This window comes from Demequina sp. NBRC 110052 (genome assembly GCF_002090075.1).
Lineage (GTDB): Bacteria > Actinomycetota > Actinomycetes > Actinomycetales > Demequinaceae > Demequina.
The window spans coordinates 203710-226922 of sequence record NZ_BBRI01000004.1 but is presented as its reverse complement, the minus strand read 5'-3'; the positions used below and the strand labels follow the sequence as shown (position 1 = coordinate 226922).

Annotated in this window: 20 protein-coding genes; 3 read left to right on the top strand and 17 right to left on the bottom strand. The window is 71.9% G+C overall.

Features of this window, described 5'->3' with window-relative positions:
* Window positions 1-60 precede the first annotated feature (60 nt).
* From B7K21_RS11930 to mraZ, 17 genes are all read right to left on the bottom strand, one after another.
* Entirely contained in the window at window positions 61-1473 is a 1413-nt protein-coding gene (locus B7K21_RS11930; RefSeq protein ID WP_084075880.1) for a DivIVA domain-containing protein, read from the bottom strand.
* Window positions 1474-1600: 127 nt separating this feature from the next.
* Window positions 1601-1891 (bottom strand): YggT family protein, encoded by a 291-nt coding sequence (locus tag B7K21_RS11925; protein ID WP_084075877.1) that lies wholly within the window; start codon window positions 1889-1891, stop codon window positions 1601-1603.
* Between the two features lie 64 nt (window positions 1892-1955).
* Window positions 1956-2450: a cell division protein SepF gene (locus B7K21_RS11920; RefSeq protein WP_373994287.1), complete on the bottom strand. Its 495-nt coding sequence runs from the start codon at window positions 2448-2450 to the stop codon at window positions 1956-1958.
* A gap of 80 nt (window positions 2451-2530) precedes the next feature.
* Window positions 2531-3262, bottom strand: coding sequence for a polyphenol oxidase family protein (locus tag B7K21_RS11915; protein ID WP_084075874.1), 732 nt, complete (start codon window positions 3260-3262; stop codon window positions 2531-2533).
* A 23-nt stretch (window positions 3263-3285) separates the two neighbouring features.
* Window positions 3286-4458 carry a cell division protein FtsZ gene (gene ftsZ, locus B7K21_RS11910; RefSeq protein ID WP_084075871.1) on the bottom strand — a complete coding sequence of 391 codons (1173 nt, stop codon included), beginning with the start codon at window positions 4456-4458 and terminating at the stop codon, window positions 3286-3288.
* A 156-nt stretch (window positions 4459-4614) separates the two neighbouring features.
* Entirely contained in the window at window positions 4615-5589 is a 975-nt protein-coding gene (locus B7K21_RS11905) for a cell division protein FtsQ/DivIB (protein ID WP_084075868.1), read from the bottom strand.
* Window positions 5582-6937 carry a UDP-N-acetylmuramate--L-alanine ligase gene (gene murC / locus B7K21_RS11900; RefSeq protein ID WP_234989305.1) on the bottom strand — a complete coding sequence of 452 codons (1356 nt, stop codon included), beginning with the start codon at window positions 6935-6937 and terminating at the stop codon, window positions 5582-5584. The genes B7K21_RS11905 and murC overlap by 8 nt, the downstream gene beginning before the upstream one ends.
* Entirely contained in the window at window positions 6934-8049 is a 1116-nt protein-coding gene (locus B7K21_RS11895) for a glycosyltransferase (RefSeq protein WP_234989304.1), read from the bottom strand. The genes murC and B7K21_RS11895 overlap by 4 nt, the downstream gene beginning before the upstream one ends.
* Window positions 8042-9265 carry an FtsW/RodA/SpoVE family cell cycle protein gene (locus tag B7K21_RS11890; protein ID WP_084075865.1) on the bottom strand — a complete coding sequence of 408 codons (1224 nt, stop codon included), beginning with the start codon at window positions 9263-9265 and terminating at the stop codon, window positions 8042-8044. The genes B7K21_RS11895 and B7K21_RS11890 overlap by 8 nt, the downstream gene beginning before the upstream one ends.
* Window positions 9266-9291: 26 nt before the next feature.
* The gene (murD, locus tag B7K21_RS11885; protein WP_234989303.1) at window positions 9292-10653 is read right to left on the bottom strand and encodes a UDP-N-acetylmuramoyl-L-alanine--D-glutamate ligase; all 1362 of its coding nucleotides are present in this window, start codon (window positions 10651-10653) and stop codon (window positions 9292-9294) included.
* Complete coding sequence (gene mraY, locus B7K21_RS11880) at window positions 10650-11738, bottom strand: phospho-N-acetylmuramoyl-pentapeptide-transferase (protein WP_084075859.1); 1089 nt, start codon at window positions 11736-11738, stop codon at window positions 10650-10652. Before mraY ends, murD begins: the two co-directional genes overlap by 4 nt.
* The gene (gene murF, locus B7K21_RS11875; protein ID WP_084075856.1) at window positions 11735-13093 is read right to left on the bottom strand and encodes a UDP-N-acetylmuramoyl-tripeptide--D-alanyl-D-alanine ligase; all 1359 of its coding nucleotides are present in this window, start codon (window positions 13091-13093) and stop codon (window positions 11735-11737) included. Before murF ends, mraY begins: the two co-directional genes overlap by 4 nt.
* Entirely contained in the window at window positions 13090-14685 is a 1596-nt protein-coding gene (locus tag B7K21_RS11870) for a UDP-N-acetylmuramoyl-L-alanyl-D-glutamate--2,6-diaminopimelate ligase (protein ID WP_234989302.1), read from the bottom strand. Before B7K21_RS11870 ends, murF begins: the two co-directional genes overlap by 4 nt.
* Window positions 14682-16475: a penicillin-binding protein 2 gene (locus B7K21_RS11865; RefSeq protein WP_234989301.1), complete on the bottom strand. Its 1794-nt coding sequence runs from the start codon at window positions 16473-16475 to the stop codon at window positions 14682-14684. Before B7K21_RS11865 ends, B7K21_RS11870 begins: the two co-directional genes overlap by 4 nt.
* Window positions 16475-16981 (bottom strand): hypothetical protein, encoded by a 507-nt coding sequence (locus B7K21_RS11860; RefSeq protein ID WP_084075853.1) that lies wholly within the window; start codon window positions 16979-16981, stop codon window positions 16475-16477. The genes B7K21_RS11865 and B7K21_RS11860 overlap by 1 nt, the downstream gene beginning before the upstream one ends.
* Window positions 16978-17967, bottom strand: coding sequence for a 16S rRNA (cytosine(1402)-N(4))-methyltransferase RsmH (rsmH, locus tag B7K21_RS11855; protein ID WP_084075850.1), 990 nt, complete (start codon window positions 17965-17967; stop codon window positions 16978-16980). The genes B7K21_RS11860 and rsmH overlap by 4 nt, the downstream gene beginning before the upstream one ends.
* Window positions 17968-18096: 129 nt before the next feature.
* Entirely contained in the window at window positions 18097-18564 is a 468-nt protein-coding gene (gene mraZ, locus B7K21_RS11850) for a division/cell wall cluster transcriptional repressor MraZ (protein WP_255373781.1), read from the bottom strand.
* Window positions 18565-18763: 199 nt separating this feature from the next.
* Here mraZ and B7K21_RS11845 point away from each other — a divergent pair, with 199 nt between their 5' ends.
* Genes B7K21_RS11845 through B7K21_RS11835 form a run of 3 tightly spaced genes read left to right on the top strand, consistent with a single transcriptional unit; the run spans window position 18764 to window position 23195 of the window.
* Entirely contained in the window at window positions 18764-19771 is a 1008-nt protein-coding gene (locus B7K21_RS11845) for a MoxR family ATPase (RefSeq protein WP_084075848.1), read from the top strand.
* Between the two features lie 2 nt (window positions 19772-19773).
* Window positions 19774-21036, top strand: a complete 1263-nt coding sequence (locus B7K21_RS11840; protein ID WP_084075845.1) for a DUF58 domain-containing protein — start codon at window positions 19774-19776, stop codon at window positions 21034-21036.
* Window positions 21033-23195, top strand: a complete 2163-nt coding sequence (locus tag B7K21_RS11835; protein WP_084075843.1) for a transglutaminaseTgpA domain-containing protein — start codon at window positions 21033-21035, stop codon at window positions 23193-23195. The genes B7K21_RS11840 and B7K21_RS11835 overlap by 4 nt, the downstream gene beginning before the upstream one ends.
* The last annotated feature ends 18 nt before the right edge of the window (window positions 23196-23213 follow it).

Here is a 23213-nt window from a genome sequence, read left to right as displayed (position 1 = left end):
GCCGGACATGCCACGGGGGCGGGCGGACCGTCAGGCCCGACCGCCCCCGTGGGCGATGTCTCAGCGATCCGTGTCGCGGGGATTGACCTCGCCGAAGATCGCGCGGATGTCGTAGATGTCCGGGCTCGCCTGACCCTCCGACTCCTCAGCCTTCTCCTCCGGCTCCTCGACCGCCGGCTGGGCAGCCGTGGGCGTCACACCCGTGGTCGGGGCCCACGACGGGGTCACGGGCGTCGGGGCGGTGTACGTGGGCGGCTCCGCCGGTGCGGCGGGCTCCTGTGCGGCCGGCGCGCCGAACCCCTGCAGGCTCTGGCGCACAGGCGCCTGAGGAGCCTGGGGCGCCTGCGGAGCCTCGAAGGACTGCGGCTGGTACCCGCCCGACGCCGGGGTCTCCGGCGCAGCCTCCTGCTGCGGCTCCGGCTCGGGCTCGGCGGCCATGGGCTGCGGCGTGAAGCCCGCGAAGGGCTGCGGCGCGGGCGCTGGCTGCTCCTCGGCCGGGGCCTCGGGCTCGGACTCCTCCGCGACCGGGGCGAACGCGCGCGGCTGATAGCCCTGCCATGCGGGCTGCTCGGGCGCGGCGGACTCCTCGACGGCCTCGCCCTCAGCTCCGGCCTCGGCACTCTCGTCGAACGACGGCTCCTCGTCCGCGGGAACGGCCGGCACCGCGGTCGCCCACGGGGTCGAGGGCGTGGCGGGAGCGGGCTCGTCGACAGCCTCCTCGGTCGCCTCCTGGGTTGCCTCCTCGGACGGGGCGTCCCACGACGCGGCGGGCGCGTCGTAGCCCTCGCCGACGGGCTCGTCGACCGACTCGTCCTCGGCCTCGTCCGTCACGGGCTCCGAAGCAGCCACCGCGTCATCGCCGGACTCGACGACGGCTGCGGCGAAGGCGGGCCCTGACGCCGCGACGCCCGTGGGCACCGTGCCGTGATCGAGGTCGCCCAGGAGGTTCTCAAGGTACGTCTTCAGGCGCGCACGGTAGTCACGCTCGAAGCGGCGCAGGTCGTCGATCTTGCGCTCCACCTCGGACCGCTCCGACGCGAGCGCATCGATGCGAGCCTGCGCATCGCCCTCGGCGCGCGCGACGATCTCGTCGGCCTTGGCGCGCGCCTGCTCGAGGATGCGCTCCTTCTCCTCCTCGCCCGCGGTGACGTACTCCGCCTGGAGCTTCTGCGCCATGGCGATCATGTCCGTCGCGGCCGGCGGGTTCGGGTCCGTCGCGGCCTCGAGCAGCGACGACGCCTCGGTGCCCGCGGGGGCGGGAGCCGCAGCAGCGACAGGCGCTGCGGCGGCGGGCCCGGCGGCCTGCGCCGCAGCAAGTCGCTGCGCGAGGTCGTCGCGCTCCGCGGTCAGCACGGAGATCGTGTGCGCGACCTCATCGAGGAAGTCGTCCACCTCGTCCTGGTCGAAGCCCTCGCGGTACTTCGTCTTGGAGAAAGCCTTGTTCAGGACATCCTCGGCGGTCAGCAGTGCCATGGGTTACCCCCTTGCGGTGCCCGGTGATGCCGGACGAGTCATATCGGTCACTCTACTCACTTACGTATCGGCCTGCACTTGAGTTCCGTGCGGGCCAGGCGAGGCGCGGGCGCCCCGCCGAGGCGGCTCACACCTGGATGAGCGCCAGCGCGATGTTCACGAAGTAGCAGGCGAAGAACAGCACGATGATCGCGACGTCGAAGCGGATCTGCCCGATCGTGAGCGGCGGGATGATCCTGCGCACGAACTTCACGGGCGGGTCGGTCACGGTGTAGATCGCCTCCACGACGAAGAGAGACGCGCCCGAGGGCCGCCAGTCGCGCGCGAGCATCGTCACCCAGCTGAGCACCACGCGCCCCAAAAGGAACAGGACGAACAGGAACACCAGGGTCTGCAGGACTTGGACGATCACATTCACGCGATGAGCCTAACTGACGCACGACGACGCCCCCGCCGCGGGCGGGGGCGTCGTGACGTGTGCGTCAGGCCTGGTTGTAGAACGCCTGGTCGTTCTGGTGCGACTCAGTGTCGTAGCCGATCTCCACGTGCGCCGGCGACAGCAGGAACACCGACGTGGTGACGCGCTCGATCGAGCCGTGCAGGCCGAAGGACAGACCCGCAGAGAAGTCGACGAGGCGCTTGGCATCCGCGTCGGACATCTCGGTGAGGTTCATGATCACCGGCACGCCCTCGCGGAAGGCCTCGCCGATGAGTCGCGCGTCGTTGTAGGTGCGCGGCTTGATGGTCTGGATGCGGCGCAGGTCCGTCGGCGCGACGGGTGCGACGTGCTGACGCTCGGCGCGATGCGCCTTGACGGCGCTGGTCGCGCCGGTGCGGGCGTGCTGCTCGCGGGCGGCGGAGACGTCGTGAAGGTTGGTGACCGGCGCGAGCTCGTCCTCGGCGTAGTCGTAGTCCTCGTGGTCGGAGACGTCGAAGCCGAGGTACTGAATCGCCTTGCGCATTGCGCCCATGGCCATCCCCTTCTCCTTAGATAGTGCAGGGCCTGTGTGCTTCACGGTAGTTCGCGCATCGGGCGCGCACCGGGACCGACACGCCGCTAGCGAGCCTCGCAGACGATGACGCCTGCATGCCTTCCCGTCACGCCGTCGCGGCGGTGCGAGAACAGGTCCGGCGTCTCGAGCGTGCACGCCCGCTGGCGCGCGATCTGCGCCGCTCCCAGCTCGGCGAGTCGCGTCTCTGTCGCGCGCGGGAGGTCGAGCGACGGGGTGCCTGCGCGCGTGCTCGCGCGCGCCGCCGGGTGCCGCTCCGCCACGCGCTCGCGCATCTCGAGCGGGACCTCGTAGCAGGCACCACAGATCGCGGGGCCGATGGCGGCCGAGATCTCGCCGCTCACGCCTGCCGCACGCAGGTCGAGCAGCGCGGCCACGGCCGAGTCGACAGCCCCGAGGTACAGTCCCTCGCGGCCCACGTGCGCCGCGGCGACGGCGCCCGTCGCGGAGTCGTGAAGCAGCAGCGGCACGCAGTCCGCGGCGATGGCTGCGAGCGCCACCCCCGGCGTGTCAGTGACGAGCACGTCCGCTGCGGGTGCGCGGTCGAGGGGCTCGGTGAGGCGCGCGACCGCGATGCCGTGCTCCGCGGTCAGGAACGTGATCGGGGCTCCGGCCCGCTCCGCGACGAGGTCACGGTTGCGGGCCACCGCATCGGGCGTGTCGCCCACGTGGGTCGCGAGATTCAGCGCGCCATACGGGCCCACGGAGACGCCGCCGTGGCGCGTCGTGAAGAACGCCGTGACGGGCAGTCCGGCGTCGATTGTCTCGCCGGAGCCCATCGCGCTGCCTCGCGGCGTGTGCGCTATCGGAGGAACTCCGGCACGTCGAGCTCGTCCGAGGATGCGACGGTGGGGCGCACGTGGATGGTGTCGGTGACGGGAGCGGGCTCGTCGTCATCGGCCTCGATGGGCGTGGGGATCGCCGACTTCTCGACGGGCGCATCGACTGGCTCGAGCGCCTCGGCGGCGGGCGCGGGGGCCACGCCGTCGACTGCGCCGAGCGCGCCCTCGTGCGCACGGTACGGCGGCGCGCCGCCGTCGAAGCCCGCCGCGATCACGGTGATGCGCAGCTCGTCGCCGAGCGAGTCATCGATGACGGTGCCGAAGATGATGTTCGCCTCGGGGTGTGCCGCCTCGCGCACGAGCCGCGCGGCGGACTCGACCTCGCGGATGCCGAGGTTCGATCCGCCCGAGATCGACAGCAGCACGCCATGCGCGCCCTCGATCGAGGCCTCGAGCAGCGGCGACGAGATCGCGCCCTCGGCGGCCTCGAGCGCGCGCGCCTCGCCGCGTGCCGAGCTGACTCCCATGAGCGCGGTGCCCGCGCCCTGCATGACGGACTTGACGTCGTTGAAGTCGACGTTGATGAGACCGGGTGTGGTGATCAGGTCGGTGATGCCCTGCACGCCGCCCTGCAGCACCTGGTCGGCGGCGGCGAACGCGCCGAGCACCGACAGCTGCGAGTCGTTGATGTCCAGCAGGCGGTCGTTCGGGATGACGATGAGAGTGTCGACCTCGTTGCGCAGGGACGTGATGCCCGTCTCGGCCTGGTCCGCGCGGCGTCGGCCCTCGAAGCCGAAGGGTCGCGTCACGACGCCGACGGTGAGGGCGCCGAGCGAGCGCGCGACGCGAGCGACGACGGGCGCGCCGCCCGTGCCGGTGCCGCCACCCTCGCCTGCGGTGACGAAGACCATGTCGGCGCCGCGCAGGGCCTCAGCGATCTCGTCCTCGTGGTCCTCGGCGGCCTTGCGACCCACCTCGGGGTCGGCGCCCGCGCCGAGTCCGCGCGTGAGCTCGCGGCCGATGTCGAGCTTCACGTCCGCGTCGGACATGAGCAGCGCCTGGGCGTCGGTGTTGATCGCGATGAACTCGGCGCCCTTGAGGCCGACGTCGATCATGCGGTTGACCGCATTGACGCCACCGCCGCCGACGCCGACGACCTTGATATTGGTGATGTAGTTCTGCGGTGCGGCCATGGTCGCCTCCCCTAGAGCCCTGAACCTTAACCTTCAACATGAGGGTTATAGTTATGTCAACTTCTTCCACCACGACGGTAAGGGCGCATCGGCCCGATGCGCGTCAGGCGCGCGCGTGTCGCCGAATAATCTCGGATCGGCGCGGCAGCGCCCGCCTCACGACGTGGTGATCGGCAGCGTCGGAGCGGACACATCGATCACCTTCGCGCCCGCGGCAGCCTCCGACGCGAGCAGGATCTCGAGCACCTGCGCCTTGGTGGCCGACTCGTCCACCCCGCCCCACTCGACCTGGGGTCCATCGCGCAGCGTGAAGCGCACCGAGTCCTCGGTCGGCGCCTCGATGTTCTCCACCCGCGCGCGCAGATCCACAGGCAGCTCGTCGATCACGCCGAGCACCGCCGCGAGCACGCGGGCGCCGTCAGCCACGGGCACCTGCACCACCGGCAGGTCCGCCGGGGGTGCCTCCTCTCGGAACACCGTCTCAGCCTCGTCGTCCACCAACAGGAACGTGCCGTCCTCCTGCGGGATCGCCGCCACCGGCTCGCGCGCCGTGAGCGTCACGAGCAGGCCCTTGGGCCACACCTTCTCCACCTGCGCGTCGGCGACCGCAGGCACCTCGCGCAGCTGGTCCTCGAGATGCCCGCCGTCGAGCAGCACGAGCGACTCGCCGTCGTGGGCCGCGATGGCCGCGTCGACGATCGTCATGTCCACGAACGTTCCCGCGCCCGTCACCTCGGCCGCGCGCTGCTCGAACCGGAACACCGGCGAGAGCGCCACCACCCACGCGACCGCCACCACTGCCGCGACGATTGCGAGGCGCTTGCCCCACACCTGCGCGAGCCGGCGGCGGTCCGCCTTCGTGCGCTCCTTCAGCCGCTCCTGCAGCCTCAGCGTCACCGCACCCGCGGGCTGCACGACGCGCTGCCATGGCGACGGCTCGTCCCGGATCACGGGCCGCCCTGCCGACGCGGTCGTCACCGTCGTGGACCTGCCCGACGCGGGGGCGCGGCCCGAGGACTCACGGCTGGAACTGGGTGCGGTTCGCCGCTGCGGGGCCACGGCCGGCGGTCGCGCGCCTGCACGCCCCACCGTCCCGCGGGGAGCGGGCGGCGGCGTGGGACGGTCAGTCATCCGCGCGCATCCTCAGGGCGTCGAGGATCCAGTCGGCGGCCTGCGTGACGGTGCCCGAGCCCACGGTTAGGACCGTATCGCCTGGCTTCGCGAGCCGTGCCGCCTCCTGAGCCGCGTCCTCGAGGGCGGGGACAAGCGCGATCGTAGAACCCTCCGGCATGGCCGCGGCATCCACGATGAGATGCGAATCGACGCCAGGAATGGGATCCTCGCGGTCGCCGTGCACGGCCGAGACCACCACGTCCGCGTCGCCGATCGACAGCGCCTCGGCGAACGCGCCGGCATGCAGCTGCGTGCGGCTGAACAGCGCCGGCTGGAACAGCACCACGAGGTGACCGGTCCCCGCCTCGCGCGCGCCCGCCAGCAACGCCGCCACCTCGGTGGGGTGATGCGCGTAGTCGTCGATCACGCGGATCCCGTCGACCTCGCCGCGCAGCTGGTACCGCCGCCCGGTGCCCCCGAAGGTGCCCACCGCGTCGGCCGCTTCCCCGGGGTCGGCGCCCAGGTGCACCGCGGCCGCCCACGCGGCGGCGGCGTTGAGGCGCTGATGCGTACCGGGCAGCGCAGGCGTCATCGGCACGGCGACGCCCGAGACGAGCACACCCGTCTTGGTGACGCGCACGTCGGCGTCCTTGCTCTTGCCGTACGTGACCACTCGATGGCCCGCAGCGCTGAGCCGCTCCCCCATCGCGCGCACCACAGGGTCGTCGAGGCACGCCACCACGAGCTCTGCGGCCGACGCGAACTCCTCGAAGGCCGCGTGCAGCGCCTCGACCGTGCCGTGGTGGTCCAGGTGATCGGGCTCGATGTTGAGCAGGATCGCGACCTCGCGGTCATAGCGCAGGAACGAGCCGTCGGACTCGTCGGCCTCGACCACGCCGATGCCAGCCGTGCCCGCGTAGCCGCCCGCGACAGCGCCCTCGATGCCGAGCACACGCGCGCCCACCGCGTAGCTCGCGTCGATGCCGCACGCGTGCAGCAGGTGCGCGGTGAGCGCCGAGGTGGTGGTCTTGCCGTGAGACCCGGCGACAGCGATCAGCCGTTGGCCAGCGAGCGCGTTCGCGAGGGCGACGGAGCGATGCAGCACCGGGATGCCGAGCTCTCGCGCGCGGGCGAGTTCCGGGTTGGTCTCGCGCACCGCGGTCGAGATGACCACGGCGGAGGCGCCGTCGACGAGCGCGGGATCGTGGCCCACCCGCACGTCCATGCCGGCGTCCTTGAGGGCGAGGAAGTACGCACTCTCGCGCGCGTCGGAGCCCGAGACGTCCACGCCCGTCGCTGCCGTGAGGCGCGCCACGGCGGACATGCCGGACCCCCCGACGCCGATGAAGTGGATGCGGTCGGTCACAGCTGCTCCTCGATCAGATCCGCCAGGCGCGCCGCGCCATCCGCGATGCCGATGCGCGCGGCGGCGCTGCGCATGCGTGCGGGCGCCTCGCGGTCCAGCAGCATGCGCTCGGCGGCCATCTCGATCGCCGCAGGCGTGAGGTCCGCGTCCTGGATGAGCGTCGCCGCTCCCGCCTCCACGGCGGGGAGCGCGTTGAGGCCCTGCTCGCCGTTGCCGTGCGGCAGCGGCACGTACAGCGCAGGGATGCCGAGTGCACTGAGCTCGCACACCATGCCCGCGCCTGCTCGCGCGACGACGGCGCCGGCGGCGGACAGCACGGTGGACATGTCGTGCGCATACTCTTCGACGCGGTACATCTCGCGATGCGCGGCGCTCAGGTCGCCCCGCGCACGCAGCGCCTCGTCCGACTTGCCGCGCCCCGTGAGGTGGATGATATGCACGCCGTGCGCCACAAGGCGCGCCGCGGCCTGGGCCGTGGCTGTATTGAGGCTCGCCGCGCCGAGCGAGCCGCCCGTGACCACGAGCACCGGCGCATCGGCCGACCATCCCAGGGACATGCGGGCGAGCGCCTGGATCTCGCCGCGTGCACCCGCGTCGGTGAGCGACAACGCGAGATCGCGCAGCTCCGCGCGCAGCGGCAGGCCCGTCACCACGGCTCCCTTCAGCGGCGTTCCGGGGAACGTCGCTGCGACGGCGGCGGCCCAGCGGGCGCCAAGTCGGTTCGCGAGCCCAGGCTTCGCGTTGCCCTCGTGCACGATCACCGGGAGCCGTCGCCTGCGGGCCGCCAGGTATGCGGGTGTGGAGACATAGCCTCCGAAACCGACGACAGCCTTCGCGTCGATCGCGTCGATCGCGTCGCCCGCGGCGCGGATGGCAGCGCGCAGACGCCCCGGCAAGCGCAGCAGATCGCCGGAGGGGCGGCGAGGCATCGGCACCTTGGGAACCGTGAACAGCTCGACGCCAGCGCGCGGCACCAGATCGGTCTCGAGGCCTTCGGCGGTGCCGAGGGCGGCGACCCTGTGCCCGCGCTCGGACAGCTCGGCCGCGGTGGACAGCAGCGGATTCACGTGGCCGGCGGTGCCACCGCCCGCCAACAGGATGGGCTCAGCCACGGCGGCTCCTGGACACGACGGCGATCGAGCGACGGATGACGGACGGGCGCGCGGCGAACGCCTCCTGGGCGCCTGGCTCGCGTCTCGCGAAGGCCATGAGCACGCCGATCGCCGCGAGCGAGGCGATCATGGACGACCCCCCCGAGGACAGCAGCGGCAGAGGCACGCCGAGCACGGGGAGCAGCTCCAGCACCACCGCGATGTTGACGAACGCCTGGCCGACGATCCACACGCCGATGGCGCCGGCGGTGATCTGAACGAACGGGTCGCGGTGGCGGTGCACCAGGCGCATCACCGCGACGATGATCATGACGAACGCGACGATGACCAGCAGCGCGCCGATGAGCCCGTACTCCTCGCCGATGATCGCGAAGATGAAGTCGTTGTCCGCTGCGGGCAGGTAGCCCCACTTCTCGCGGCTCATGCCCGGTCCGAGACCCCACAGTCCGCCCGACGCGAGCGCCCACGTGCCGTGCGTCTGCTGGTAGCACGCGTCGTTGGCGTCGCACTCGGTGCTCGCCCAGTCCAGGATGCGCTTGGTGCGCGAATCGGCCGCGAACACGAGGAACGTGACCAGGATGCCGCCCGCGACCGCGCCGAGGCCGAAGAAGCGCGCGGGAAGGCCCGCCACCCAGTACGCCGCGGCAGTGATGGCCATGAGCACCATCGCGGTTCCCATGTCCTTGCCTGACAGCACGAGCCCGATGACGACGGCGGCGGCGATGCCGCCCGGCACCGCGATCGCCTTGAGCGACGTCAGCTCGTGGCGCATCCGCGACAGCACGAGGCCCAGGTACAGCGCGAGTCCCAGCTTCGCGAACTCGGAGGGCTGCACCGAGAAGCCCGCGATGCGGATCCAGTTCTGGTTTCCGCCGAACGCCTCACCTGCGACAGCGACCACGACGAGCAGGCCGATCGACCCGTAGAACACGAGCGGTGTCATGCCCTTCCACCACTTGATCGGCATGCGCGACCCGAGGATGAGCGCTGCCAGGCCGAGCGCGAGCGCCGCGAGCTGGACGAGGAACAGCGAGAAGGGGCTCCCCTCCGTGTCCTTTCCCGACGCGAGGGACGCGATCGAGGAGCTCGACAGGACCACGGCGAGGCCGATCAGGACCAGGATGCTCGTCGCCGCGGCCAGCAGGTAGTAGGTCGCCACAGGCGAGCCGCTCGGGGGCGCGCCGCGGTCGGTGCGGCGGTTCGCCGTCGTCGTCATGGCACCACCCCCGGCGCCGCCGACGCCTAGTCCAGGGCCTGCGCCGCCGTGGCGAAGGCCGTTCCTCGATCCGCGTAGCTGCGGAACTGGTCGAACGACGCGCAGGCCGGAGACAGCAGCACCGTGTCGCCTGACTGCGCGAGCACGCGGGCCGCATGCACGGCCCTCGCCATCACATCCTCCCCCGGCTCGACGCGCGTCACGGGGATATCCGGCGCGTGTCCCGCGAGCGCGGCGGCGAGCGGTGCCGGGTCCGCGCCGATCAGCACGACTGCGCGCACACGGTCGGCGACGGCCTCGACGAGGTCGTCGAACACCTGCCCCTTGGGCTGACCTCCTGCGATCCACACGACCGAGCCGGGCGCCATCCCGCCGAACGCGGCGATCGCGGCGTGCGCGTTCGTGGCCTTCGAGTCGTCCACGTAGTCCACGCCGTCGAGCGAGCGCACGAATGCCGTCCGATGCGCGTCGAGGCTGAAGCCGCGCAGTCCCTCGCCCACCGCGTCGGGCGCGACCCCTACGGCGCGCGCGAGCGCGGCGGCCGCGAGCGCGTTGGTGACGAGGTACGGCGGCACGGCACCCGCGACGAGGTGTGCCAGGTCTTCGACGTGGCCCAGTTCGAGCGCGGCACGGCGCCGATCATCGCCGAACGCGCGATCCACGAGAATGCCCTCGACGACGCCCAGCTGGCTGAGCCCTGGGGACCCGAGCGTGATGCCGATCGCGCGGCAGCCGTCCACCACGTCAGCGTCGGCGACCATCGACTCGACGAGCGCGTCGGCGGCGGGATACACGCACGCGACCTGCGTGTGCCGGTACACGCGAGCCTTCGCCGCGCGGTAGGCCTCGAGTGAGCCGTGCCAGTCGGTGTGATCATCGTCCGCGTTGAGGCACACGGCCGCGTGCGGCGAGACGGTCTCGGTGAAGTGCAGCTGCAGGCTCGCGATCTCGACCGCCACGAGGTCATGGTTCTCACGCGCGGCGGTGATCACGGGGATGCCCATGTTGCCGCACACGGCAACATCGAGGCCGCCGGCCGCAGCGATCGCGCCGACCATCTGCGTCGTGGTGGTCTTGCCGTTGGTGCCGGTGACGAGCACCCACGGCACGCCCTCGCGGCGCACGCGCCACGCGAACTCCATCTCCGACCAGATCGGCAGCCCTGCCTCCTGACACGCCCGGATCGCCGGGGAGTGCGGCGCGAAGGCCGCCGACGCCATCACGACGTCGAAGGACGCGAGGTCCACCTCGCTCACGTCGCGATGGTCAGCCTCGCCGTTCGCGTCGACCGTCACCGCGACGGCGCCGTCCTCGCGGCATGCGCGCAGGGCCGACGTGCCCGCGACGCCGACGCCGAGGATCAGCACCCTCAGGCCGGCGATGCTCACAGGTTCGCCACCCACTCGGCGTAGAAGATGCCCACGCCGATGGCGCCGCACAGGCCTGCGATGATCCAGAAGCGGACCACGATCGTGACCTCGTTCCAGCCGAGCAGCTCGAAGTGGTGATGCAGCGGCGCCATCTTGAACAGGCGCTTGCCACCCGAGAGCTTGAACCAGCCGATCTGCAGCACCGACGAGGCGACCACGAGAACGAAGAGCCCGCCGATGACGAGGCCGAGGAACTCGGTGCGGGTCACGATGGTGAGTCCCGCGATCGCGCCGCCCAGCGCGAGCGAGCCCGTATCGCCCATGAAGATGCGTGCGGGCGAGGTGTTCCACCACAGGAAGCCGAAGCACGCGCCCGCGATCGCCGCGGCGAGCACGGCCAGATCCAGCGGGTCGCGCACCTCGTAGCAGAGCGCGTCATTGCTCGATCCGAGCTGGCAGTTCTGGTTGAGCTGCCAGATCGCGATGATCGTGTACGCGCCGAAGAAGATGAGCGAGGCGCCCGTGGCGAGTCCGTCCAGGCCGTCGGTGAGGTTGACGGCGTTCGACCACGCGGTGATGAGGAAGTTCGCCCACAGGACGAACAGCACGATGCCCACGGCGGGCCCCAGGATCGCGAGGTCCAGTCGTGTATCCCTCAGGAACGAGATCGCGGTGGAGGCGGGCGTGATGCCGTCGCCGTTGGGGAACTGCAGCACCAGCACCGCGAACGTGATGCCCACGACCGCCTGGCCCAGGATCTTCCAGCGCGCCTTCAACCCGAGCGAGCGCTCGCGCGAGATCTTGATCGCGTCGTCGAGGAAGCCCACGAAGCCCAGCCCGACGAAAAGGAACACCACGAGCATCGACGACGCGCTGGGCGTGCGGCCGATGAACAGGTTGCCGCCGATCCAGCCGATCACCGCGGCGAGGATGATGACGACGCCACCCATGGTGGGAGTACCGCGCTTGACGTGGTGCGAGGCGGGGCCGTCCTGACGGATGAACTGCCCGAACTGCCTGCGCGTGAGGTACCGGATCAGGAGCGGGGTCCCCAGCAGGGACACCAGCAGCGCGAATCCGCCCGCGGCGACTACCGCCTTCATGCACCGTCCCCCACGAGGTCGTCGGCCAGCTTCCACAGCCCCGACCCGTGGGACGCCTTGATCAGGATGGTGTCCCCGGGCGCTGCGCGTGCCTCAAGCACCTCGCGGGCCTCGCCTATCGTATCGACGTATGCGGCCTCGTCGCCCCATGAGCCCTCGCGGACGGCGGCGACGTAGGCGGGCCGGGCGCCCTCGCCGACGACGAGCAGCAGGTCGAGTCGCAGCCTCACGGCATCGAGCCCGATCTCCTCGTGCCCGGCCAGCGAGGCGTCGCCCATCTCGAGCATCTCCCCCACGACGGCGATCGACCTGCCACCTTGAGCGACGTCCTTGAGCGCGCGGAGCGCGGCCCGCATCGACTCGGGCGAGGCGTTGTAGCTGTCGTCGAGGATCCGGATGCCGTCGGCGCGCTCGGTCAGTGCCATGCGGTGCGCCGATAGCGGCCGGGCGGCGGCGAGCGCGTCCCAGGCCGACGCCGGCTCGAGCCCGCACTGCAGCGCGACGGAGTACGCGGCGAGCGCGTTCGTCACGTGGTGCTCCCCGACCAGGGAGAGCGTGCGCCTGCCGAGGCCCTCGAGCTCGAACGACGCACGGCCGCGGTCCGTCCTGAGCCCCAGCGCGCGCGTGTCGCCGCCGGTGACGCCGAAGGTGAGGACCGCGTCGGCGCGGCCCGACATGGCCGCGACCCGCGGGTCGTCGGCGTTGAGGATCGCGGTGCCACCTGGCGCGAGGCCGCCCAGCAGCGAGGCCTTCTCCTCCGCGAGCGCCTCGGGAGAGCCGTAGCCGCCCAGGTGCGCGGTGCCGACGGTCAGCACCACCGCGATGTCCAGCGGCGCGATGCGCGTCAGGTACGCGATGTCGCCGGGCGCGCTCGCGCCCATCTCGAGCACCAGGTGCCGCGTCGAGGAGTCGGCGCGCAGCACCGTCAGCGGCAGGCCGATCTCGTTGTTGTAGCTGCCGACCGGCGCGACCGCATCGGGCAGGAGCTGCGCGAGCAGGTCCTTGGTGGTGGTCTTGCCGTTCGAGCCCGTGATGCCGATGACGGTGATCTCGCCTTCGGTGCGCAACACCGCCAGGTAGGCCTGCGCGAGGGCGCCGAGAGCGACCGCGACGTCGTCCACCAGGATGTGCGGAGCGTCGACCGGCTGCGACACGAGGCACAGTGCGGCACCCGCCTCGAGCGCGTCTGGGACTAGGTCGTGGCCGTCCACACGCTCGCCGATGAACGCCGCGTACAGCGCCCCCGGAGCGATCTCGCGCGTGTCCTTCTCGACCGAGGTCACGGTGATGTCGACGGGAGCGACGAGCTCCCCGCCGACGGCGTTGGCCACCCACTGGGCGGCGAGCGGCCTCACGCCCTTCCGCCGTCCGACGCGTCGGCCGCGTCCCGCTCGGCCACAAGGGCAGCGTGCGCGGCGAGGTAGGCGTCGCGATCGTTGTAGCGATGGAACACGCCTGCGATCTCCTGAGTCGGCTCGTGGCCCTTGCCGGTGACGATGACGGTGTCTCCAGGGCGTCCGAGGCGCAGGCCGTACGCCACGGCCTCGACGCGCGGCTCAACCTCGTGGACGTCGGTCAGGTCGGGACGCACCCTCTCGATCCCCTCGCGAATGGCCGCGCGGATCGCGGCGGGCTCCTCCGAGCGGGGATTCTCGTCGGTCAGCACGATGACGTCCGCGAGACGAGCCGCGATCTCACCCATCACCGGGCGCTTGCCCTGGTCGCGGTCCCCGTCCGAGCCGAAGATGAGGATGAGCCTGCCAGGGGTGATGGGACGCACGCCCTCGAGCGCCAGCGTCAGCGCGTCGGGCGTATGCGCATAGTCGACGATCGCGAGCGGATCCACGTCGCTGCGCTCGATCACGCGCTCCATGCGGCCGGGCACCTCGTGACCGCCCGCGACTCCCGCGATCGCCTCGTCGAGCGGCACACCTGCGGCATGCGCGGCGACGATCGCGACCATGGCGTTGCTCACGTTGACCAGCCCCGGCAGCGGGCTCTCGGCGCGGTGCTCCGTGCCGTCGGGCCCCGTGAACACGAAATGCGAGCCGACGCCGTCAAGGCCGATGTCCGCCTCGGTGACCGTCCATTCCGCCTCGTGCACGGACTCGGGTCGCGTGGAGACCCGCTCGACGGGGATGGTCACGTGCTCGACGAGCCTGCGCCCCCACTCGTCGTCCACGTTGATCACGCCCCGACGCGCACGACCGGGCTCGAACAGACGCGCCTTCGCCGCGAGGTAGTTCTCCATGGTCCCGTGGAAGTCCAGGTGGTCCCACTGCAGATTCGTGAAGACGGCGACAGAGAAGTCGACGCCCGCGATGCGGTCGAGCGCCGCCGCGTGCGAGCTGACCTCGGTCACCGCAGCGGTCACGCCTTCCTCGCGCATGCGTGCGAGGAGTCCGTGCAGCACGGGCGACTCGACGGTGGTGCGCGGGCTCTCGATCGTCTCGTCGCCCAGCCGCAGCTCGACCGTGCCCATGATGCCCGTGTGCTCATGCACGCGCGCCAGCGCGGACTCGATGAAGTAGCTCGTCGTGGTCTTGCCGTTGGTGCCGGTCACGCCCACGAAGGCCAGCTCGCGCGACGGGTCGCCGTAGATCAGCGCGGCCGCCTCCCCCATCGCGGCGCGCGGCGCGCCGGTGACGAGCACGGGCACCGCAACCCCGGCGTCGGCCATCTGCGACGCGCCTTCCGCGTCGGTGAGGACCGCGACCGCACCCGCCGCCACCGCGTCGGCCGCGAACGTCGCGCCGTGCACCGTGAACCCTGGGAAGGCGCCAAACAGGTCGCCAGGACGCACCCCGCGCGAGTCCACCGTCGCTCCCGTGACCTCGAGCGCCGCCGCGGCGGCGTCCTCGATCTCCACGCCGATGCGCTCGGCCACGCGGCCCAGCGCTGCCGGCCGCGCATGCGCGGGCCGGAGCTCCATCTCCTGCAACGTCACTCCCAGCTGGTCGGGTACGGGTTCGCCTCGCCGGTCGATGGCGGGACACCCAGCGACTGCAGGGTGAATGTTGCCACGTCGCGGAACACCGGCGCCGCCACCGTGCCGCCCCAGATGGACGTGCTGGGGTTGAGCATGATGACCGATACGACGATACGCGGGTCGTCGGCAGGAGCCACGCCCACGAAGGACGCGACCACGCCGTTCTGGGTGCCGTCGTGCGCGAACGACTGCGCGGTTCCCGTCTTGCCTGCGACGCGGTAGCCCTCGATCCGGGCGAGCGTTCCCGTGCCGTCCTCGGTCACGTCCTCAAGCATGCGCATGAGCGAGTCCGCCGTGTCCTCAGAGATGACGCGCACGGGCTCCGCGGTCTCGCGCGGCGTGTAGGTGCCGTCGGGGCTCTCGTAACCGGCCACGACCGTGGGCTGCACCCGCACGCCACCGTTGGCGACAGTCTGGTAGACCTGCGCGGTCTGGAGCGCCGTCACGGAGACCGCCTGGCCGAACAGCACGGCGTACTTGGAGCGGCCGTCCCAGTCCTCCCACCACCGCAGGATGCCTGACGACTCGGAGGGCAGGCCGACGTCGGTGCTGGTCCCGAGCCCGAACCTCTGGAGGTACTCGTAGCGCGTCTCCTGAGGGATCTCCTGGCCGACCATCACGGTGCCGGTGTTGGACGACGCGACGAGGATCCCCGCCAGCGTCATCTTCTGGTCCGCGTGCTCGTGCGAGTCCTTGAAGGTCTGGTTGTTCTCCGTCGTGTACTCGTAGGGCACCGTGTACCGCGAGGTGGGCACGGCGATGCCCTCCTCGAGCGCGGCCGCCATGGTGATGATCTTGGCGGTCGAGCCGGGCTCGAACACGTTGGAGACCGCCTTGGAGCCGCGGTCGGCCGCAGGGGTCGCGCCGGGGTCGGACGAGTCGACGGAGTTCGAGTCGGCGAGCGCGTAGATCTCGCCCGTCTTCGCGTCCTCGACGATCACGATGCCGCTCGCCGATCCGGTGTTCGCCACCGCGGTGTCGAGCAGCTGCTGCGTCATGTATTGGATGTCGCGGTCGATCGTGAGCACGACGGTGTCGCCGTCCTTCGCGGCCTGCTCGTCGAGGATGCCCGTGGGGATGACGGTGCCGCCCGCGCTGTTGATGCCGCGCTCGTAGGTGATCGAGCCGTCCTCGCCCTCGAGCGTGTCCTCGAGCGCGAGCTCGATGCCCGCGAGGCCGAACACGCCGGGCTCGTCGGCGCGCCCGCCCATGAAGCCGATCACGTTGCCCGCGACCGCGCCGTTGGGGTAGATCCGCTGGGACACCGGCTCCCGGTCGATGCCCGAGATCCCCTCATCGTCGATGAGGGCCCACACCTCTGGAGTCACGTACTTCGCGATGTACTGGAAGGTCTTGTCCCCCACCAGGTCTGCGGCGAGCTCCGACTCGCTCATGCCGAGCAGCGGGGCCAGGATGCGCGCCGCATCGATCGGGCCCTCGGCCACCAGTGTGCCCTCGTCGTAGCGCTTCCACTCGGCGAGCGTCTGCTGGTTGACGAACACGTGATAGCGCTGCACCGACTGCGCGAGCACCACTCCGTTGCGGTCCACGATGTCCGCGCGCTCGGAGTCGACGGTCGCGGTCGTGAGACGCGTGTCGAGCGCCAGTTCGGACAGCTCCGCCGCGTTGACGGCCTGAACCGACACGAGGCGCACCACGAACACGACCACCACGGCGAGCAGCGCGAGGGAGACCAGCCGCTGCCGGCGCAGCGGACTCGCGACGACCGGCGCGAGAGAACGAGCCATCAGCCGAGCCTCGACTCGAGGACCCGGGAATCCCTCAGCGACACGACGCCGAGCGTATCCGCGGGCACCATGCCCAGCTCGGAGGCGCGCGCAGTCAGCGCACTGGGCGCGGCGTTCGCCTCGAGCTGCGTCACGAGCGTCGAGCGCTCCTTCGCGAGCTGATCGATCTCGATCTTCAGGTCGCGCCGCTCGTAGGCACCCTCGGTCATCGCGATGTTGATCATCAGCACCGTGCCGAGCGCGGCGACGATGATCGCGAGGCACAGCGCGACGAACGGCACGAGCGAGCGCGCCTGCTCGGGCGCGGACACGGCGCGCAGGTGCTCGCCGCGGCGGGGCGCCTGCTCGCGGCGCGGCGCCTCCTGCGCACGCCCGACGCCGTGGCGGGCCGGCGCGGCAGCCGTCGCCGCACGCGCGGTGGCGGCACGGCCCGTGGCGGTCCGCGTGCCGGGAGCGGCGGGGCGTGCAGGGGTGGCGGGCTGACGGCGGAGCGGTGCGGCGCTCATGCGGCTCTCCTTGCGCGAGACGCGGGGGTGGGGCGCACGCGCTCGGCGGCGCGCAGGCGTACGGGCTTGGACCTGGGGTTGGCGAGAGCCTCGTCCTCCGAGGCCTTCTCCGCCCCGCGGGTGAGCAGGCGCAGGTAGGGCTGCGCGTCGTCGGGGATCACGGGCAGGCCAGGAGGCGCGTCGACCTCGGCGCCCTCGGCGAACGCGTGCTTGACGAGACGGTCCTCGAGCGAGTGGTAGCTCATGACGACGATGCGTCCGCCCACCGCGGTCGCGTCGATCGCCGCGGGGATCGCGCGCTCGAGCACCTCGAGCTCACGGTTGACGGCGATGCGCAGCGCCTGGAATGTCCTCTTGGCCGGGTGACCGCCGGGCGCGTGACGCGCGGCTGCGGGCATGGCCTCGAGCACCAGCTCGGCGAGCTCGGTGGAGCGGCTGAGCGGCTCACTATCGCGCCGGCGCACGATCGCGCGGGCGATGCGCGGCGCGAACCGCTCCTCGCCGTACACGCGCAGGATGCGCGCGAGCTCGCGCTCGTCGGCGTCACGCAGCAGGTCGGCGGCCGTGACGGGCTCGGACCGGTCCATGCGCATGTCGAGCGGGGCGTCCTGCGCGTACGAGAAGCCGCGCTCCGCCTCGTCGATCTGAAGCGAGCTGACGCCCAGGTCCAGGAGGATGCCGTCGGCAGCCTCCGCGTCGACCTCGGCGAGCGCGCCCGCGATGTCGTCGTAGGTGGCGTGGTGCGCGACGAACCTGTCCCCGAAGCGCGCGAGGCGCTCCGAGGCGAGAGCGATCGCCTGCGCATCCCGATCGATGCCGACCACGCGCGCCTCAGGGCAACGCTCGAGGAGGGCCTCGGTGTGCCCTCCCATGCCGAGCGTGCCGTCGATTGCGACCGCGCCAGGGCGGGTGAGGGCGGGCGCGAGGAGGTCCACGCAGCGGTCCAGCATCACCGGCCGGTGGCGGCTCGCTGTGTCCTTCTCCATTGTCCCTCCCTTCTTCTTTCGGCTCTCGCCCTGTCTCGTGCCGTGCCCCCTGGTCTCCCTCCGGGCCCTCTGGCGGGGGGAAGTCCGTCAGAGCTGCGCGGGAGGAGGCCACGGGGCGCGGCTGGCCTGCTACATGTCGTCGAACACCTCGGCCGCCGTCTGCGCGTACGCCTCCTCGCCCGCCTCCAGGTAGGCCTCCCAGGCCTCGACGTCCCAGATCTCGACGCGCGAGCCCATGCCGACGACCGCGACCTCGCGGTCGATGCCCGCGTACTTGCGCAGGGGCTGCGACAGCAGCACGCGGCCCTGCTTGTCAGGGATGTCGTCCTGCGCGTACGCGAGGAAGCTGCGCAGATAGTCGCGCGCGCCCTTGTTCTCGAGCGGCGCCTTGCGCAGACGGTTGTGCACCTCGGTGAACTCGTCGATGGGGAACACGAAGATGCAGCGGTCCAGGCCGCGCGTGGCGACGAGGCCGGACGCGAGACGCCCGCGGAACTTCGCCGGGAGGATCAGCCGCCCCTTGTCGTCGAGGCGCGGCATGAACGTGCCCAGGAGCACCCCCGTGGGGCCCAGGCCATGCGCCGCAGCCTCAGTCACGTCCGTCACCTCCCCCGTGCCACGAATCGAGCGTTGGCCCCACTTTACTCCACTTCCCTCCACGAAGAGGGAGATTCTGGCGAAATTCGTCCCGAATCAAGCCATCAATCCTGGTAAGACGCGTGAAATGAAGTGGAGGGACCTGCGATGCACCACAGCATCGTCTAGGCTCGGACGCGGAAGTCATGAGGAGGAGTCCATGGGTCACGCCATCCCCACGGGGGCAGAGCTCGACGAAGTCGCCGAGACGACATCCCAGGTGCGCGAGTCCGTCGGCACTGCACTGTCTGGCCTCGGCGCCGCAGTCGACGCCGCTCTCGCGACCGTGCTGGCGCGGGGACACCTGCTCATGGAGGACGTGCCCGGAGTCGGCAAGACCACCCTCGCGCGTGCGCTGGCAGCCTCCATCGACTCGACCGTGGGCCGGATCCAGTTCACGCCAGACCTGCTGCCCTCGGACGTCACCGGGGTCAGCGTCTACCGCACGGACGAGCACCGCTTCGACTTCCGGCCGGGCCCGATCTTCGCCCAGGTGGTCATCGCCGACGAGATCAACCGCGCCTCCCCCAAGACGCAGGCCGCGCTGCTCGAGTCGATGCAGGAGCGCCGCGTCACCGTCGACGGCACCACGCACCGCCTGCCGGAGCCGTTCATCGTCGTCGCGACCCAGAACCCCGTGGAGATGGAAGGCACCTACCCTCTCCCCGAGGCGCAGCGCGATCGCTTCATGACGCAGCTGTCAGTCGGGTATCCGGCCCCTCACGACGAGATCGCGATGCTCGACACGCACGACGGCGCCGACCCGCTCGAGGACGTGCGCCCCGTCACCGACACTGCGACACTCCTGCGCCACGTGAATGTGGCCCGCCGCGTCTACGCGGCGCCTGCGATCAAGCAGTACATCGTCGACCTCGCGAACGCCACGCGCACCGACCCGGGGCTGCGCCTGGGCGCCTCGCCGCGCGCCTCGCTGCAGCTGCTCGAGGCGACCAAGGCACGTGCCGCCATGGCCGGACGCAACCACGTGCTGCCCGACGACGTGAAGGCGCTCGCACTTCCCGTCCTCGCGCACCGGCTCGTGTCCTCGGCAGAGGCGCGGCTCGCGGGCCAGGACTCCTCGCGGATCCTGAACGCGATCGTCGCCCGCACCGCAGTGCCGACCGAGGCCAGGAACGCGGCCCCCAGCCGCGCGGAGGGCCGCCGCTGAGCATGACCCGCACCCACGCGGCCCCCACCGCGCCGCAGGCTTCGCGCCCAGGCAGGACCGAGACCGTGCTCACCGCGCGCGGCATCGGCATGATCGCCGGCGGGCTCGTCATCACGGCGCTCGGCATCGGGATGGCGTCGCTCACGGTCGTAGTCGTCGGGCTCGTGCTGGTCGTCGGCGTCGCCGCAGGCGCCCTGTGGCTGCAGGCGAGCATCGCAGTGATGCGTCGCCGCTACCGCTCCGCCTCGCGCACGATCTCGCCCCACCCGCTCACAGCAGGTGCCGACGGCCGGGTCGAGGTGGTCGTGATGTCGCGACGCTCGCAGCGCCACGTACCCCGTCTCGATGTGCGCGAGCAGGCGGCCTCCGAGCTCACCGGCGACGGCTCGACGAGCGCGACCGTGCTGCGCGAGCCCGGCAGGGTCACCCTGACCTACTCGCTCTCCCCCGTCGCGCGCGGCACGTGGCCGCTCGGGCCCGCCGTCGCCAGGGTCGCGGATCCGCTCGGCACGCTGTGGGCCGACACCCCGATCGGCGCCGAGCAGGACGCAGTCGTATGGCCACGCATCGTGGATCTGTCGCGCGACCGCGGCGCGGCTCTCGCGGGCTCCGACCGATCGCTGCGCGGCGCCACCAGCCCCGCGACCGATGACGCGGCGCTCCGCGAGTACCGCCACGGCGACGACCCCCGCCGCGTGCATTGGAAGTCGTCCGCGCGACGCGGCGAGCTCGTGGTGCGCGCAGACGAGCACGCGTCGCGCCCCTCCGTCACTGTCATCCTGGACGCCGCCGGCGAGCCCGATGCCGCCGAGGACGCGATCGGGATCGCCGGATCCGTGGCCCTCGCGTCGCTCGCCTCCGGGCACGCCGTTCGCCTGCTCGGCGCAGGCCTGGACGAGTCACGCGAGTACGGCGCGCGGGCGCCGGAGTCGCGCAGCGCGCTGCTCACGGCGCTCGCGCTGGTCACGGCGAGCACGCCTGACGGACCTGCGCGCCTCGCCGACGCCGCCCGCACCGCCGCTCACGAGGTCTCGCGCGGCGGCATCGCGATCGCCGTCGTGAACCCGCGCACCCTGGACGATTCCGACGCGTCCGACGCGATGGCCGGCCTGGGCGGAGCGGGCACCACGACCGCCCTGCTCGTGGGCGAGGACGCCGCGCTCGTCTCGCGTCTCGCACGGGCCGGATGGCGCGTCGGCGTCACGCCCACGCTCGCCGACCTCCCCGCAGCCTGGTCGGCCGCGCTGAGAGGAATCGCGTCGTGAGCGAGCGTCGCAGGCCCTCCTGGCAGGCCACGCCCGCGGTCGCGCTCGCGAGCGCCGGACCGCTCGCCGCGTACTCGACTCCGATCGACATGACGGACGTGTGGCTGGGCGCCGCGCTCGCGCTCGCCGCCGTCGCGGCCGCGGTCACCGTCGCGCGCGCCATGACCCGGTCTCGCGTGATCCCGACGCTCGTCGGACTCGTCGTGGCCGTACTGCTCGTCGTCTCGACCTATGCGCAGACGAGCGGTCTCGGGAGCGTCCTGCCCACGCCCGCCGCGTTGCGCTCCGTGTGGCGCGTGCTCGACAACGGCATCCAGGATGTGCTGTTCGCCCCGGTGCCCCTCGACGCGACCGACGGCGTGCGCGCCGTGGTCACCGTGCTGGTACTGATCGTGTTCCTCGTCGCGGAGCATCTCGCCGTGGCGTGGCGCGCTGCAGGCATGGCGGGCGCGCCCTTGCTGCTCCCGTGGCTCCCTGCGGCGCTCATCCCGTTCGACGCGCCCGTCGCCGCGTTGCTCGGCGTGCTGGCGATCTGGCTGGCGATCATGGCGCTGACCTCGGATCATGCCGACGTGTCGCGAGTCCCGCCCGCCACCGCATGGTTGCCGGCCGCGGCGGCGATCGTCGGCCTGGCCGCCCTCGTCGCGCCGCTCGCCCCGCACATGCCGGGATGGGGCGCCCTGCCCCGCGCCCAAGGGCCGTCGGACGGCAGCGCGACGAGGCTCAACCTCAACTTGGACCTGCGTGACGCGCTGACCTCGCAGTCGTCCTCGCGCGTGCTCACTTACACGACCACCGGCGAGCACGTCGACGTGCTGCGGCTCTACACCGCCACCGAGTTCACCGGCGCCGAGTGGAACCGCGACCGCGGCGATGTCGCCGGCGGACCGGCGGACCTCGGCGTGCTGTGGCCCTCGGTCGCCGAAGGGTGGGACACCGCGACGCTCGACTCGGTCGAGATCTCGATCGACACCCTCGCGGAGACCGCGCTTCCGATCACGACCGTGCCACGCACGGTCGACGTCGACGACACGTGGCGCTACGACGGCACGTACGACGAGGTGCGCAGCGCGAACTCGAGCACCGCAGGGCTGTCCTACTCGCTCGTCTACGCCGCCGACTGGATCTCCGCCGAGCGCCTCGCCGCCGCGTCGGGCGAGGACCCGGGCGACGAGTACCTCCGGGTGCCCGACGCGCTCGATTCCGACCGCGTCGGAGCCCTCGCACGCCAGATCGCTGCGGACGCGTCTGCGACGTCGCGGTATGAGATCGCCGTGGCGCTGCAGCAGTACCTGCGCGACCCGACCGAGTTCGTGTACGACACCTCCGCGGTCCTCACCGGAGGCGACGCAGTCAGCGCCTTCCTCGACAGCCGGCGCGGCTACTGCCAGCAGTTCGCGACCACCATGGTCATGATGGCGCGCCTCATGGACATCCCGGCGCGCATCGGCGTCGGCTTCCTGGGCGGCTCGCGCGACCCCGACGGCCTGTACACCGTGGTTGGCGGCAACGCCCACGCGTGGCCCGAGCTGTACTTCCCCGGCACCGGCTGGGTGCGCTTCGAACCGACGCCCGCCGTGCAGACCGGCGCGCCGCCGGAGTACTCCGCCGGCAGCGGCGACGACGGCTCCGAGCCGTCCCCCACCGCGACGGCCGAGCCATCCTCCGAGCCCAGTGCGAGCGCGACCCCCTCCGCGACCGTGAGCGCACCGGCGACGCCCACCCCCACCGCGACCACGCCGACGGGTGAGGCAGGGGGCGCATCGGGAGGCTCGCCGTTCGTCTGGGTCCTCCTGCTCGGCGGGCTCGCCGGCGCTGCCGCGCTCGTCGTGTGGCTCACCGTGCGGCGCGACCGACGCGCTGGGACTGCCCACGTCACGCCGGTCGAGGGCGCCTGGTCACGCCTGCGAGCGGGACTGCCAGAGCCGTGGCGATGGCCCGACGCGATGACGCCGTACGAAGCGGCGACGCACGTGCGCATGAGCGCTGCGGAGGCGGGGTCGCCCCTCACTGACGGAGCGGATGCGAGCCTCATGGCGCTCGTCACGGCGATCGTCGAGGAGCGCTACCTGCCCGAGGGGTTCCGTGGAGACGTCACAGCGCTCGAGGGCGATGTGGATGCGGTGCTCAGCGACGTGCGCCAGCGCCCGCAGCGTTGAGTCGCGCGCTCAGCGAAG

Excerpts from the sequence above, each read along its gene's own strand:
- B7K21_RS11845 (WP_084075848.1), top strand. The coding sequence starts at position 18,764 with ATGGGTCACGCCATCCCCACGGGGGCAGAGCTCGACGAAGTCGCCGAG.
- rsmH (WP_084075850.1), bottom strand. The coding sequence starts at position 17,967 with ATGGAGAAGGACACAGCGAGCCGCCACCGGCCGGTGATGCTGGACCGC.
- B7K21_RS11905 (WP_084075868.1), bottom strand. The coding sequence starts at position 5,589 with ATGACTGACCGTCCCACGCCGCCGCCCGCTCCCCGCGGGACGGTGGGG.
- mraY (WP_084075859.1), bottom strand. The coding sequence starts at position 11,738 with ATGAAGGCGGTAGTCGCCGCGGGCGGATTCGCGCTGCTGGTGTCCCTG.
- B7K21_RS11930 (WP_084075880.1), bottom strand. The coding sequence starts at position 1,473 with ATGGCACTGCTGACCGCCGAGGATGTCCTGAACAAGGCTTTCTCCAAG.
- B7K21_RS11865 (WP_234989301.1), bottom strand. The coding sequence starts at position 16,475 with ATGGCTCGTTCTCTCGCGCCGGTCGTCGCGAGTCCGCTGCGCCGGCAG.
- B7K21_RS11840 (WP_084075845.1), top strand. The coding sequence starts at position 19,774 with ATGACCCGCACCCACGCGGCCCCCACCGCGCCGCAGGCTTCGCGCCCA.
- B7K21_RS11920 (WP_373994287.1), bottom strand. The coding sequence starts at position 2,450 with ATGGCCATGGGCGCAATGCGCAAGGCGATTCAGTACCTCGGCTTCGAC.
- B7K21_RS11890 (WP_084075865.1), bottom strand. The coding sequence starts at position 9,265 with ATGACGACGACGGCGAACCGCCGCACCGACCGCGGCGCGCCCCCGAGC.
- B7K21_RS11860 (WP_084075853.1), bottom strand. The coding sequence starts at position 16,981 with ATGAGCGCCGCACCGCTCCGCCGTCAGCCCGCCACCCCTGCACGCCCC.
- ftsZ (WP_084075871.1), bottom strand. The coding sequence starts at position 4,458 with ATGGCCGCACCGCAGAACTACATCACCAATATCAAGGTCGTCGGCGTC.
- B7K21_RS11915 (WP_084075874.1), bottom strand. The coding sequence starts at position 3,262 with ATGGGCTCCGGCGAGACAATCGACGCCGGACTGCCCGTCACGGCGTTC.